This is a genomic window from Frigoribacterium sp. VKM Ac-2859, from assembly GCF_013204925.1.
In the GTDB taxonomy this organism is placed as follows: Bacteria; Actinomycetota; Actinomycetes; order Actinomycetales; family Microbacteriaceae; genus Frigoribacterium.
Genome location: NZ_JABMLC010000002.1, coordinates 250,468 through 263,553, shown reverse-complemented (window position 1 = coordinate 263,553; position 13,086 = coordinate 250,468). Strand labels below are relative to the sequence as shown.

At 72.0% G+C, this 13,086-nt stretch carries 13 protein-coding genes; 8 read left to right on the top strand and 5 right to left on the bottom strand.

The window, feature by feature from the left end; genetic code table 11:
• Positions 1-90 precede the first annotated feature (90 nt).
• From HQQ78_RS09120 to HQQ78_RS09110, 3 genes are all read left to right on the top strand, one after another.
• Positions 91-1,101, top strand: coding sequence for an SDR family oxidoreductase (locus tag HQQ78_RS09120; RefSeq protein ID WP_043594173.1), 1,011 nt, complete (start codon positions 91-93; stop codon positions 1,099-1,101).
• Positions 1,098-2,561, top strand: coding sequence for an NAD(P)/FAD-dependent oxidoreductase (locus tag HQQ78_RS09115; RefSeq protein ID WP_173152648.1), 1,464 nt, complete (start codon positions 1,098-1,100; stop codon positions 2,559-2,561). Before HQQ78_RS09120 ends, HQQ78_RS09115 begins: the two co-directional genes overlap by 4 nt.
• Positions 2,562-2,669: 108 nt before the next feature.
• Entirely contained in the window at positions 2,670-3,125 is a 456-nt protein-coding gene (locus HQQ78_RS09110; RefSeq protein WP_056048541.1) for an SRPBCC family protein, read from the top strand.
• Between the two features lie 69 nt (positions 3,126-3,194).
• Here the strand turns inward: HQQ78_RS09110 and HQQ78_RS09105 are convergent, their stop codons facing one another.
• Positions 3,195-4,877, bottom strand: a complete 1,683-nt coding sequence (locus HQQ78_RS09105; protein WP_173152645.1) for a long-chain-fatty-acid--CoA ligase — start codon at positions 4,875-4,877, stop codon at positions 3,195-3,197.
• Between the two features lie 123 nt (positions 4,878-5,000).
• Here HQQ78_RS09105 and HQQ78_RS09100 point away from each other — a divergent pair, with 123 nt between their 5' ends.
• From HQQ78_RS09100 to lepB, 3 genes are all read left to right on the top strand, one after another.
• The gene (locus HQQ78_RS09100; protein ID WP_371740481.1) at positions 5,001-5,819 is read left to right on the top strand and encodes an SDR family oxidoreductase; all 819 of its coding nucleotides are present in this window, start codon (positions 5,001-5,003) and stop codon (positions 5,817-5,819) included.
• Positions 5,820-5,925: 106 nt separating this feature from the next.
• Entirely contained in the window at positions 5,926-6,843 is a 918-nt protein-coding gene (locus HQQ78_RS09095; RefSeq protein ID WP_173152642.1) for an oxygenase MpaB family protein, read from the top strand.
• A gap of 86 nt (positions 6,844-6,929) precedes the next feature.
• On the top strand, positions 6,930-7,571 hold the full coding sequence (gene lepB, locus HQQ78_RS09090; RefSeq protein ID WP_307784997.1) for a signal peptidase I: 642 nt from the start codon (positions 6,930-6,932) through the stop codon (positions 7,569-7,571).
• A 54-nt stretch (positions 7,572-7,625) separates the two neighbouring features.
• Here lepB and HQQ78_RS09085 read toward each other — a convergent pair whose 3' ends face one another.
• On the bottom strand, positions 7,626-9,320 hold the full coding sequence (locus HQQ78_RS09085) for a long-chain-fatty-acid--CoA ligase (RefSeq protein WP_173152639.1): 1,695 nt from the start codon (positions 9,318-9,320) through the stop codon (positions 7,626-7,628).
• An 85-nt stretch (positions 9,321-9,405) separates the two neighbouring features.
• Positions 9,406-9,963 (bottom strand): TIGR03086 family metal-binding protein, encoded by a 558-nt coding sequence (locus HQQ78_RS09080; protein ID WP_056048524.1) that lies wholly within the window; start codon positions 9,961-9,963, stop codon positions 9,406-9,408.
• 111 nt (positions 9,964-10,074) lie between these two features.
• Between HQQ78_RS09080 and HQQ78_RS09075 the strand changes: the two genes are divergently transcribed.
• Positions 10,075-10,371, top strand: coding sequence for a DUF6412 domain-containing protein (locus HQQ78_RS09075; protein WP_052505164.1), 297 nt, complete (start codon positions 10,075-10,077; stop codon positions 10,369-10,371).
• A 78-nt stretch (positions 10,372-10,449) separates the two neighbouring features.
• A complete protein-coding gene (yidC, locus tag HQQ78_RS09070; protein WP_173152636.1) occupies positions 10,450-11,193 on the top strand; it encodes a membrane protein insertase YidC in 744 nt (247 codons plus the stop codon).
• A 54-nt stretch (positions 11,194-11,247) separates the two neighbouring features.
• Here the strand turns inward: yidC and HQQ78_RS09065 are convergent, their stop codons facing one another.
• Both HQQ78_RS09065 and HQQ78_RS09060 read right to left on the bottom strand, forming a co-directional pair.
• Complete coding sequence (locus HQQ78_RS09065) at positions 11,248-11,799, bottom strand: YceI family protein (RefSeq protein WP_054144994.1); 552 nt, start codon at positions 11,797-11,799, stop codon at positions 11,248-11,250.
• A 156-nt stretch (positions 11,800-11,955) separates the two neighbouring features.
• Positions 11,956-12,960 carry an aldo/keto reductase family protein gene (locus tag HQQ78_RS09060; RefSeq protein WP_056048517.1) on the bottom strand — a complete coding sequence of 335 codons (1,005 nt, stop codon included), beginning with the start codon at positions 12,958-12,960 and terminating at the stop codon, positions 11,956-11,958.
• Positions 12,961-13,086 lie beyond the last annotated feature (126 nt).

The window sequence follows — 13,086 nt, the reverse complement described above, 5'->3', positions numbered from 1 at the left end:
CACCTGGGCATCACCCCCGGGACGGACCTCCGGTCGCGGACTAGCGTCGGGGGTCCGTCCACGATCCGCCGAGAGGCCCGAGGGAGCACCATGACCAGCACGAGAACCGCCGTCGTCACCGGAGGGTCCGCGGGACTCGGCCGGGCCACCGTCCGAGAGCTCGCCGCGCGCGGATGGGACGTCGCGATCCTCGCTCGGGGACAGGACGGCCTCGACGGGGCCGTCCGGGACGTCGAGGCCGCCGGTCGCCGCGCGCTGGGCATCTCGACCGACGTGGCCGATCGCGCCCAGGTCGAGTCGGCCGCCGATCGCGTCGAGGCCGAGCTCGGGCCGATCGACCTCTGGGTCAACGACGCCATGGTCGGTGTGTTCGGCGAGTTCCTCGAGACGGACCCCGACGACTTCGAGCGGGCCACGGCCGTCAACTACTTCGGCTTCGTCAACGGCACTCGTGCGGCCCTGTCGCGCATGGTGCCCCGCGACCGCGGGCAGGTCATCCAGGTGGGATCGGCGCTCGCCCACCGAGGCATCCCGCTCCAGGCCTCGTACTGCGGCGCGAAGCACGCCGTCCAGGGCTTCACCGAGTCGGTGACGACCGAGTTGATCCACAACAAGAGCTCGGTGCGGATCAGCACGGTCGACATGCCGGCCCTCAACACCATCCAGTTCAACTGGGTGCGCTCGACCCTGCCCGAGCACCCCCAGCCCGTGCCGCCCATCTTCGAACCCGAGGTCGGGGCCCGGGCGATCGCCGACGTCGCCGACAAGCCGCGTCGCCGGACCTGGCTCGGCGAGCCCACCGTCATGACGGTGCTCGGCAACCGGTTCGTCGCGAACTTCCTCGACGTCTACCTCGCCAAGAGCGGGTACTCCGGCCAGCAGGCTCCCGACAAGAGCGAGCCCATGCTGCCCGACAACCTCTACGAGCCCACGGCCGGTGACCACGGGGCTCGCGGCATCTTCAGCGACCGCGCGCGCACCACGAGTCCGCAGGTCTGGTACACCCGCAACCGCGCCCTGACCGTGGGGGCCGTGGTGGGGGCGTCCGCGGCCGCCACCGCCGCCGTGGTGGGTCGGGTGACCCGCGGGCGTCGGGCATGAGCGCCGCGCCCGAGGTGGACGCGGTCGTCGTCGGTGCGGGGCCCAACGGTCTCGCGGCGGCCGTGGTGCTCGCTCGGGCCGGTCTCCGCGTCGAGGTCGTCGAACGGGCCGACACGATCGGTGGGGGAGCGCGCACCCAGGAGGCGACCCTGCCGGGCTTCCGCCACGACATCTGTTCGGCCGTGCACCCCATGGCCCTCGCATCGGGGTTCTTCCAGCGGTTCCAACTCGACCGCCGGATCGAGCTGACGGTCCCCGACATCTCGTACGCCCACCCGCTCGACGGCGGACGTGCCGGCATCGCCTACCGGGACCTCGACCGGACGGCGGACGGGCTCGGTGTCGACGGGGCCGCCTGGGCGCGCCTCCTGCGGGGTCTGGTCGAGACCGAGCCCCGCATGGCGAAGTTCACGATGCGCGAGCTCGTCCGGGTGCCGGACGACCCGGTGACCCTCGCACGCTTCGGTCTGGCCGCCCTGTCACAGAGCGGCCCCTGGTGGAACGCCGGGTTCTCGGGTGACGAGGCCCCGGCCATGCTCGCCGGGGTGATGGCCCACGCGATCCGCCCGATGCCGAGCCTGTCGACCTCGGCTGCCGGACTCGTCCTGGCCGTCCACGCGCACGCCCGGGGCTGGCCGGTGCCGACCGGTGGCAGCCAGTCGATCGTCGACGCCATGGCCGACGACGTCCTGGCCCACGGAGGCACCATCACGACGGGCGTGGACGTCACGTCGATCGACGAGCTGCCAAGGGCGAAGGCCACGATCTTCGACACGAGCGCCCGTGCCCTGGCCGACATCGCGGGCAGTCGTCTGCCCGACCGGTACGAGCGCGCCCTGCGGCGCTTCCGGTACGGGAACGCGGCGGCCAAGGTCGACTTCGCGCTGTCAGGGCCGGTGCCCTGGGCGAACGACGAGGCCCGGCGCAGCCCCACGCTGCACCTCGGGGGGACGCGGGCCGAGATCGCCTCGGGCGAGCACGACGTCGCCTCGGGTCGACACGCCCGCACGCCGTACGTCCTGGTGGCCCAGGCGGGCGTGGTCGACGGCACGCGCGCCCCCGACGGTCAGCAGGCCCTGTGGGCGTACACGCACGTGCCGCGCGGGTCCACGGTCGACCAGACCGAGACCGTCATCGCCGGCATCGAGCGCTTCGCGCCGGGGTTCCGTGACACGATCCTGGCCACGAACAGCCGCACGGCGGTCGACCTCGAAGCGCACGACCCCAACTACATCGGCGGCGACATCGCCGCCGGGGCCCCGAGCGTCTGGCAGCTGGCCGCACGGCCGACGCTGTCGACCGAACCGTGGCGCACGCCGACGCCGGGCCTCTACCTGTGTTCGTCCTCGACCCCGCCGGGCCCCTCGGTGCACGGGCTGGGTGGCGCCTACGCCGCGCGCAGCGCCCTGAAGCACGAGTTCGGCATCGACCGGCTGCCGTACCTCGGCGTCGACTCCTGATCGCGTCGACTCCCGACGGGGGAGGCGCCCGACGCCCGATCTGATCCACGGCGGCAGGGGCGCGTCAACGGGGTGCGCGGCGCGCGGGGACCGTGCCAGGATCGACGGATGAGCACCACGCACCGCTTCATCGAGGCCTCACCCCACGACGTCTTCGACGTGCTGAGCGACGGGTGGCTCTTCACGAGCTGGGTCGTCGGGTCGGCGCGCATCCGCGAGGTCGAATTGACCTGGCCGAGCGTCGAGGCCAGGGTCCACCACTCGTTCGGGGTCTGGCCGTTGGTCATCGACGACGTGACGACCATCCTCGAGTGGGACCCTCCGGTCCGGGCCGTGTTCCACGCCAGGGGCTGGCCGATGGGCGAGGCCCGGGTCGAGATCGACGTGCGCAACCGCATGGGCGGCTGCTTCGTCACGATGACCGAGTACGCCGTCGCGGGCCCCGGTCGGCTGGTGCCGAAGGCCCTGATGGACCCGCCGCTGCACTGGCGCAACAGAGAAGCGCTGCAGCGACTGGCCTGGTTGGCCGAGGGTCGCATGACGGATCGCGTCTCGCCCAGCTGAGCCGCGGCCGCGGGTGGACCGACCCGCACCTGCCGACCGTCGTCCGGTCGAGGAGGCGCGGGTCCGGTCTCAGCGCTCGGCCAGCGAGTCGCGTACCTTGCGGCGCAACACCTTGCCGATGAGCGACCGGGGGAGGTCGTCGACGACGACGATGCGCCGCGGCACCTTGTACGGCGTGAGGTGCTTGCGCGCGAACGAGCGCAGGGCCGCGACGTCGACGTGGGCGCCCGGCTTCACGACGATCGCGGCGGCCACCTGTTCGCCGCCGGGGGTGGGCAGACCCACGACCGCTGCTTCGGCGACGCCCTCGAACCGGGTCAGGACCTCTTCGACCTCGGACGGCGAGACGTTGAAGCCGCCGGTGATGATGAGCTCCTTGATGCGGTCGACGATGCGGACGAACCCGTCGTCGTCGATGGTGACGATGTCGCCGGTGCGGAACCAGTCGCCGTCGACGAAGACCTCGCCCGATTCTTTCGGCTTGCGGTAGTACCCGCTGAAGACCTGCGGGCCACGGACGATCAGCTCGCCGCGTTCACCGGCCGCCACGTCGACCGTGGGGTTCTCGGGGTCGACGACGCGCACCTCGGTGCCCGGCAGGGGCAGACCGACCGTGCCGGCGCGGCGTGTCGGACCGACGGGGTTGGCCATGAGGACGGGCGAGCACTCGGAGAGCCCGTAGCCCTCGACCAACCAGCCGCCGGACTCGGCCTCCCACGGCTCGACGACGTCGGCCGAGAGCGGCATGGCCCCCGAGATCGCGACGTCGACGCCCTTCAGCGAGACGCCGGCGTCGTCGGCGGCCTTCTGCAGACGGGCGTAGATCGGGGGGACCGCGGGCAGGAAGGTCGGCGGGTGCTTCTTCATGACCTTGAGCACCAGCGCCGGGTCGAAGGCCGGGAAGAGCACGAGTCGGGCGCCCATGCTCATCGCGAAGGTGAGGCAGAGCGTCAGGCCGTACGCGTGGAACATCGGCAGCACCGCGTAGACGACGCAGGTGCCGCGCTCGATCGTGGGCACCCAGGCCTGGGCCTGCGCGGCGTTCGACAGGAGGTTGTGGTGCGTCAGCTGGGCACCCTTGGGCGCGCCCGTGGTGCCGCTCGTGTACTGGATGACCGCCAGGTCGTCGGTGGTCGGTCGCGGGTGCCTCGCCTTGATGCGCGACGAGCCGACGACCTTCTCCCACGGCGTGGTGCCCGTCACGGTCGTCGTGAGGCGCTCACGGGACTGGCGGGCCTTCTTGATCGGCAGGGCCAGGGCCGCCCGCGTGGTGAACGGCATCGCCCGGGTGACGTCGACCGAGACGAGGTGATCGACGGCCACGTCGTCGGGGAATGCCTGGATGGTCTCGACCACCTTGTTCCAGGCGATGGCCACCTTGGCGCCGTGGTCCTCGAACTGGTGACGCAGCTCGCGCGGCGTGTAGAGCGGGTTGTGCTCGACGACGATCGCGCCGAGGCGCAGCACCGCGTAGAACGCGACGACGTGCTGCGGACCGTTCGGCAACACGATCGCGACGGTGTCGCCGTGGCCGACCCCGAGCTTGCGCAGCCCCTCGGCCGCCCGCGCGATCTGGTCGACGAGCTCGGAATAGGTGGTCGTCGCCCCGAAGAACTCGAGCGCCACCGCCCTGGGGTACCGCGCCGCGGAGGCCTCGACCAGGTCGAGCAGCGAGCCGTCGACCGGTTCGAGGTCGTGCGGCACGCCGGGTGCGTAGGAGTCGAGCCAGGGACGAGCGCTGTCGGTGGTCACCGGGCCACTCTATCGACCGCCGGGCGTACCCCGTGGGCTCGGTGCCGGCTGGCAACCTGACCGCGGACGAGGAGGCGCGGCGCAGCATGGTCCTCGACATCACGAAGAGAGGAACGACACATCGTGAGCAAGGTCTGGTTCATCACCGGTGCATCCAAGGGCTTCGGCCGCGAATGGGCCGAGGCGGCCCTCGAACGCGGCGACAGGGTCGCGGGCACCGCACGGAAGATCGACGACGTCACGCCCCTCGTGGACGCGTACGGCGACTCCTTCCTGCCCCTCCAGCTCGACGTCAACGACCGTGCGGCCGACGTCGCCGCGGTGCAGAAGGCCGCCGAGCACTTCGGACGGCTGGACGTCGTCGTGAACAACGCCGGCTTCGGCCACTTCGGCATGATCGAGGAGATCACCGAGGACGAGGCCCGTGCCCAGCTCGAGACGAACCTCTTCGGCGCCCTCTGGGTGTCACAGGCGGCGCTCCCGATCATGCGCGAGCAGGGCTCGGGTCACATCGTCCAGGTGTCGAGCATCGGCGGCATCAGCGCCTTCCCGACGGTCGGCATCTACCACGCCTCGAAATGGGGGCTCGAGGGCTTCAGCCAGTCGCTGGCCCAGGAGATCGCGGGCTTCGGCATCAAGGTGACCCTCGTCGAGCCCGGCGGCTACTCGACCGACTGGTCGGGCCCCTCCGCCTCGCGCAGCGACGAACTCGAGGCCTACGCCGACGTCCGTGAGGCCGCGTCGAAGCGTCCCTCGGCCGCCGACCCCGGCGACCCCACGGCCACCCGTTCCGCGATCCTCACGGTCGTCGACGCCGACGAGCCGCCGCTGCGCGTCTTCTTCGGCAAGGCGCCGCTCGAGATCGCCACGAAGGACTACGAGTCGCGTCTGGCGACCTGGAACGAGTGGCAGCCCGTCTCGATCGAGGCCCACGGGAACTGAGACCCACCCCGAGTCGCACGCCGCGCCTCCTGCCCCTCCCCGGGACGCAGGAGGCGCGGCGTGCGTCCGCTGCGAGCGTCCAGCCACCGCGGCGCATGATCGAGGCATGCCCGCACTGACCGAACCCCTCCGCGCCCGCCTGCAGTACACCTTCAACGGGCAGTACACGGGCACGCCCGAGTGGGTCACCGACCTCGAGAAGGGCGACGACGAGGGGTTCTTCCTGCCGGGCTCGGCGGTGTGGGCCGTGCACGGCGCCATGTCGACCATCCCCGCCGGCGTGCGGGCATTGCTCGTCCAGGCGCAGCACCCGGGGGCGCTCGCCGGCGTCCACGACCACTCGCGTTTCCGCGAGGACCCGCTCGGCCGTCTCGCCGGCACCATCCGCTGGATCTACACCGTCTCGTACGGCAGCCGCGAGGCCGCCACCCACGCGTCGAACTGGGTGTCACGCCTGCACACGAAGGTCGTCGGCACGTACGACGACCGGAACGGCGTGACCCACGACTACGCCGCCAACGACCCGGAGCTGCTCAGCTGGGTGCACATGGCCTTCGCCGACTCGTTCCTCGCCGCCTACCTCGAGTGGGGCCGGGAGCCGATCCCCGGGGGGCCCGACGCCTACGTCCGCGAGTGGGCGACGGCCGGCGAGCTGATGGGCGTGCCTAACCCGCCGCGCAGCGTCGCCGAGATGCAGTCACAGCTCATGGACTTCGACCGCCGGGGCGTGCTCGAGCGCACCGCGCGCACCGACGACGTCGTCAAATTCATCAAGCGACCGCCGCTCTTCCCCGCTCTCAAGGTCGGTTATCCCGTGCTCTTCAACGGCGCGGTGGGCACGCTGCAGCCGCGCTTCCGCGAGTTGCTCGGGCTGCGCTCGCCGCACGTCGGCCCGATCGGCATCCCGACCCGGGCGCCGGCGCAGGCCATGCTCGCGGGCGTCGGGGGAGTCCTCGGCAAGCGACCCGTCGCCGAGGAGCACGCCCTCGCCCGGCTCGACCGCATCGGGTGGACGGCCGCCTGACGGACGACCCGGGGCAGCGGGACCGTGGCCCCACGGCCCCCTGACCGGGGAGGGCGGGCGCGGGCACGCGCTGACAGGATGAGCCGGTGACCGACAGCAGCCCCCTCGCGGACGCGACCGACGAGGGCGAGGGGACCCGCGCCTCCGGGGTCCGCCGGAACCCCACGGGCCGGTGGCTGCTCGAGTTGCTCGCGATCGTCCTGGTGGGGCTGTTGCTGTCCTGGGGCGTGCGGACCTTCCTCGTGCGCAGCTTCTCCATCCCGTCGGGATCGATGGAACGGACGCTGATGATCGGCGACCGGATCATCGTCAACGAGCTGGCACCCGGACTCCTGCCGTTGCACCGCGGCGACATCGTCGTCTTCGAGGACCCGGGCGGGTGGCTCGGCTACGGCGACGACGCCGGTCAGGACCTCGTCAAGCGCGTCATCGGCCTGCCGGGCGACCACGTCAGCTGCTGCGACGCGGACGGCCACGTGCTCGTCAACGGCCTGGCCCTCGACGAGCCGTACCTCACGCTCGCCGACGGCGGACCCCGCGCCTCGGCGACCGACTTCGACGTGACCGTGCCCGAGGGGGCGCTCTGGGTGCTCGGCGACAACCGCGACCGGTCGGCGGACTCGCGTGCACACCAGACCGGGCCCTACGCGGGCTTCGTGCCCGTCGACGACGTGATCGGGCGGGCGTTCGTGGTCAGCTGGCCGATCGACCGGTGGCAAGGTCTCTGACCACGCCGACCGGACCCGCCGACGGGGCACCGTCGGCAGGACCCGCGGGGAGGGTCAGCCCGCGGCGATGAGCCGGTCGCGCACCTCGCGCCGCAGCACCTTGCCGATCAGCGACTTGGGCAACTCGTCGAGCCGGACGACCCGCCGCGGCACCTTGTAGGCCGCCAGCTGGCCGCGTGAGGCGTCGCGGATGGCCTCGGCGTCGAACTCGGCACCCGGCTCGAGCACGACGGCCGCCACCACGTCCTCGCCGCCGCCCGTCCGGGGCAGGCCGACCACGGCCACCTCGGCCACGCCGGGGGCGTTGCGGACCGCCTCCTCGACCTCGGAGGGGGCGACGTTGAAGCCACCCGTGACGATGAGCTCCTTGATGCGGTCGACGATCGTGACGTACCCGTCGGTGCTCATCGTGACGATGTCGCCGGTACGGAACCAGCCGCCCTCGAGGAAGGCCTCGGCGGTCTCGTCGGGTCGGTTCCAGTAGCCGCGGAACACCTGGGGGCCCCGCAGCAGCAGTTCTCCGGCGGCCCCGGCGACGACCGGGCGGCTCGGATCGGGGTCGTCGCGGTCGACGACCAGGGCCTCGGTCGACGGGAACGGCACGCCCACGGTGCCGACGCGACGGGTCGGGCCGATCGGGTTGCCGAGGGCGACGGGCGAGGTCTCGGTCAGTCCGAACCCCTCGACCAGCATGCCGCCCGTGACGCCCTCCCAGGCCTGGACGACGGCGCTCGGCAGGTTCATCGCGCCCGAGATCGCGAATCGTGCCGACGACAGGTCGACGCCGCGCTCGCGGGCCGCGTCGGCGAGGCGCTGGTAGATCGGCGGCACGGCCGGCAGGAAGGTCGGCGGGTGCTTCTTCGCGGCCTTCAGCACGAGGTCGACGTCGAACTTGGGGAAGAGGACGAGGCGCGCCCCGATGCTCATCGCGAACGTCAGGCAGAGCGTGAGGCCGTAGGCGTGGAAGAAGGGCAGCACGCCGTAGACCGTCTCGTCGCCGTCGACGAGGCCCGGCACCCAGGCGCGACCCTGCGCAGCGTTGCTGCGGAGGTTGCGGTGGGTGAGGATCGCGCCCTTGGGTGAGCCCGTGGTGCCACTGGTGTACTGCAGCAGGGCGATGTCGTCGACGTCGGGTCGGGGGTGCTTCTTGCGCAGCGGACGGTTCGCGAGCAGCCCCTGCCAGGTGACGTCGCCCTCGGCTCCGTCGGTGAGGGCCGCGCGGCTCTTCTTCGCGGCGGGCACCGGCAGCTTGAGGGCGAGGCGCGTGCCGAGGGGCATGCCCTTCGTCACGTCGACCGAGACCACGGTCGAGAAGCCGATGTCGGCGGGCAGGGAGCGCAGTCGGTCGACCAACTTGTCCCAGGCGATGGCGATCGTGGCGCCGTGGTCCTCGAAGAGGTGGCGCAGCTCACGGTCGGTGTAGAGCGGGTTGTGCTCGACCACGACCGCGCCCAGGCGCAGCACCGCGTAGAACGCCACCACGTGCTGCGGGCTGTTCGGCAGGATCAGGGCGACCCGGTCGCCGCGACCCACGCCGAGCCTCCTGAGGCCCTCGGCCGCGCGGGCGACCTGGTCGCCCAGGTCGCGGTAGCTCGTCTCGCGGCCGAAGAACTCGAGGGCCGGCTTCTGCCGGTACGTCGACACGGCGTCGTCGATGAGGTCGACGAGGCTGCCCGTCACGGGCTCGATGTCGGCGGGGACGTCGGGGGCGTAGCTGTGCAGCCACGGGCGATCGATCGGGGCGGTCATGCCACCACCTTGGCAGGGCCGGGTGATGAACCCCCGGGAGGCGCAGGTCGGGTCGCCGAGGACGTTCACCGGGTGGGCGGACGGCTCAGCGGGCGTCGCGACCGGTGAGGGCGAGCAGGCGGATGCGCAGCGGCGCGTCGTCGTCTACCGGGACGGGGGACGCGAAGAGGCCCGAGGCCTCGAGAGCGTCCTTCTGCGGCGCGAACACGCCCCAGACGGCCTCGACGAGCGCGTCGTCCAGCTCTTCGTCGGTCCCCACGGCACGGGCGAGGTCCCAGGTGTGGATCGTCACGTCGGCGACCTGCTCGGCGAGGTACTCGTGGACGGGCACGACGTCGGCGCTCAACCGCACCTCGGCGTGGGGGTCGGCCGCGCTCCAGGCGGCGGTGGCGGCACCGGACCACCGGTGCCAGGCCTCGACGAGGTCGTCGCCGAGCGGCTCGATGGAGTTCTCCGCCTCGGAGGGGTCGCCGCCCTCGAGCAGCAGCGGCACCCACTGCTGCTCGCGCGTGACGTGACGCACGAGGTCGCGCACCTTCCACTCGGTGTCCGGCGTCGGGGCGTCCCAGTCGGCCACGGCCTCGACGCGACGGGCGAACTCGTCGTGGGCGGTCTTCTGCAGGGTGATCCAGTCGACGGTCATCGGGAGTCCTCTCGGGGCGGGGCGGTGGCTCTCGGCGTCAACCGCGTGGGACGGCACGGTGTTCCCGAGGGCACTGCCCCGATGGTAGGACCGTCGGCTAGGGTCGTCGGCATGACCCTCGGCCTCTCGATGCTGGCGCCCCTCGCGGCGTTCGTCGAGGCCGTGCTCTCGTCCGGCGGAGCGCCGCTGTCCGCGGTCGTGCTCGTCGGCCTGCTCGGTGCGGCCACCGCGGTGGTCGCGCTCGGCGTGGCCCGGGTCGTGCTCACGCTCTGTGGGCTGGCCGGGGCGGTGCCCGAGGTGACGCTCCGTGAAGAAGCCGGCACGCGCCTCCTCGTCTGGCGACGCGACCCCGACGCCCGCGGGCACGTGCGGTCCCGGGCTCCCGGGCGGGCCGTCCCGGCCGCCTGAGCGCACCCGCGCCCGCGTCGACCCGACGCCCCTCGGCGGCCAGAAGACACCCACCGTCTCTCTGACCGAGGAGTCCGCATGGACCTGTCCACCTTCCCCCCGATCGCCGTCGTCCTCGGCGGTCTGCAGTCGCTCGTCACCACCCTCGGCGTGCTCGTCGAACCGGTGGCCGGGTCGTCCGCCGCCGCCCTCGGCGTCGTGCTGCTCACCCTGCTCGTCCGGCTCGTGCTCGTGCCCGTGGGCGTCTCGCAGGTGCGCGCCGAGGTCGCCCGCCGCCGCCTGGCCCCCGCGATCGCCGACCTGAACCACCGGATCACCGACCCCGCGGCCCGCAGCAAGGCGCTGATGGGGCTGTACGCCTCCGAGAAGGCGTCCCCGCTGGCCGGCTGCCTGCCGACCCTCGCGCAGGCACCCGTGCTCACGGCGGTCTACTCGCTGTTCGCGCACTCCGAGATCGCCGGGCACGCCAACGCCCTGCTGACGCACACCCTCGGCGGGGCCGCCCTCGGCGCCAACCTGTTCGCCTCTCTCGCGGTGGGGCTCCCGGCGGTCTGGCCGTACCTGGTGCTGCTCGCGCTGCTCGCCGTCGTGGTCGAGACGAGCCGGCGCGCCACGCTGCGCTTCACCGGCACGGTCACCGTCCCGACGGCCGGGCCGGGGCAGGAGGCGCTCCCGGGCATGGCGGGCCTGGTGCGCTGGCTGCCGTTCGTCAGCGTGTTGTTCGCGGCGTTCGCCCCGCTCGCGGCCGCTCTCTACCTCGTGACGAGCGCGGCCTGGACGCTGGGGGAGCGCGCCGTGCTGCGGCGCGTCCTCGCGGGATGACGCGGAAGGGCCCGCCCTCGCCGAGCGAGAGCGGGCCCTTCGTGGTGCCGGTGCCTACGCGGCGAGCGTGAACTGGATCTCGAGCGTGACGGTGACGTCGTTGCCCAGCGTGAAGCCGCCGGCCTCGAGGGCCGCGTTCCAGGTGACGCCGAACTCGGTGCGGTCGATCTTGGTGGTCGCCGAGAAGCCGAGCTTGGTCTGGCCGTAGCCGTCGACGACGAGGCCGCCGAACTCGCTCTTCAGGGTGACGGGCTTGGTGACGCCGCGGAGGGTGAGGTCGCCGTGCACGAGGAACGCGTCGTCGCCCTTCTCCTCGATGCTGGTCGACACGAAGGTCATCTTGGGGTGCTCTTCGGCGAGGAAGAAGTCACCGGTCTGCAGGTGGCCGTCGCGGTCCTTCTGGTTGGTGTTGACCGAGGCCACGTCGATCGAGGCGGTGACCTTCGAGGCGGTGTGGTCCTCGGCCGTGACCAGCGAGGCGTCGAAGGACTCGAACGAGCCCTTGACCTTGCTGATGGCCAGGTGGCGGACGCTGAACGAGACCTCGCTGTGGGTGGGGTCGAGGTTCCAGGTGCCGGCGGGGATCTTCTCTGCGGTGATGGTCATGGTGTTCTCCTGAATCTGTGAGGTCAAGGTCGATGACGTGTCATCGAAGCTGGTACGAGTATATGCAAGCGCATCCAGCGGGACAACATTCCCGGGGTGTCCGGACGATGTCGAGGGGATGTCCTGCGGACCGGCCCGGGTCGGGCCGGACGGGCGTCAGGCCGGGCGGCGCTCGGGGGAGACCGTCTTGCCGGGGTCCTTCTCGGCGAGGTCGCCGAGCGCCTCGTCGATGCGGGCCATGACGTCGGCGGGCACCGTGACGCCCGCCGCCTTGACGTTGTCGGCCACCTGCTCGGGGCGCGAGGCCCCGATGATCGCGGAGGCGACGTTGTCGTTCTGCAGCACCCACGCGATGGCCAGCTGGGCCATCGAGAGGCCGAGGTCGGCGGCGATCGGCTCGAGCTTCGCGACGCCGGTGAGCACCTCGTCGGTGAGGAAGCGCTTGATCGTGTCCGCGCCTCCCTTGTCGTCCGTCGCGCGGCTGCCCGCGGGCAGCTCGGCTCCGGGCTTGTACTTGCCGGTCAGGACGCCCTGGGCGACGGGCGACCAGACGATCTGGCCGAGGCCGTGCTGCTTGCTCGCCGGCACGACGTCGGACTCGATGACGCGCCAGAGCATCGAGTACTGGGGCTGGTTCGAGATCAGCTGCACGCCGTGCTTCACGGCGAGCTCGTGGCCCGCCCGGATCTGCTCGGCGGTCCACTCGCTGACGCCGATGTAGAGCGCCTTGCCGGCGCGGACCACGTCGGCGAACGCCTGCATGGTCTCTTCGAGCGGGGTCTCGTGGTCGTAGCGGTGGGCCTGGTAGAGGTCGACGTAGTCCGTGCCGAGGCGGCGGAGCGACCCGTCGATCGACTCGAGCACGTGCTTGCGGCTGAGGCCGACGTCGTTGTGTCCGCGGGGGCCGGTGGGCCAGTAGACCTTCGTGAAGATCTCGAGTCCCTCGCGACGCTCACCCTTGAGGGCGTCGCCGAGGACCTGCTCTGCCGCGGTGTTCGCGTAGGCGTCGGCGGTGTCGAAGGTCGAGATGCCGGCGTCGAGGGCCGCACGGACGCACTGCGTCGCCACGTCGTTCTCGACCTGGGACGCGTGCGTCAGCCAGTTGCCGTAGGTGATCTCCGAGATCTTGAGTCCGCTGTCGCCGAGGTGTCTGAATTCCATGACCCCACGCTACGCGTCGCAGGGGACGCGGCGAAGGCCCGTGCGGTCGACTGAGGAGGCGTACAGTGACGATTCATCAGATCATGTCCCCCGGCTGGGGGACACGATCCGTCGGACGTCGCGGTC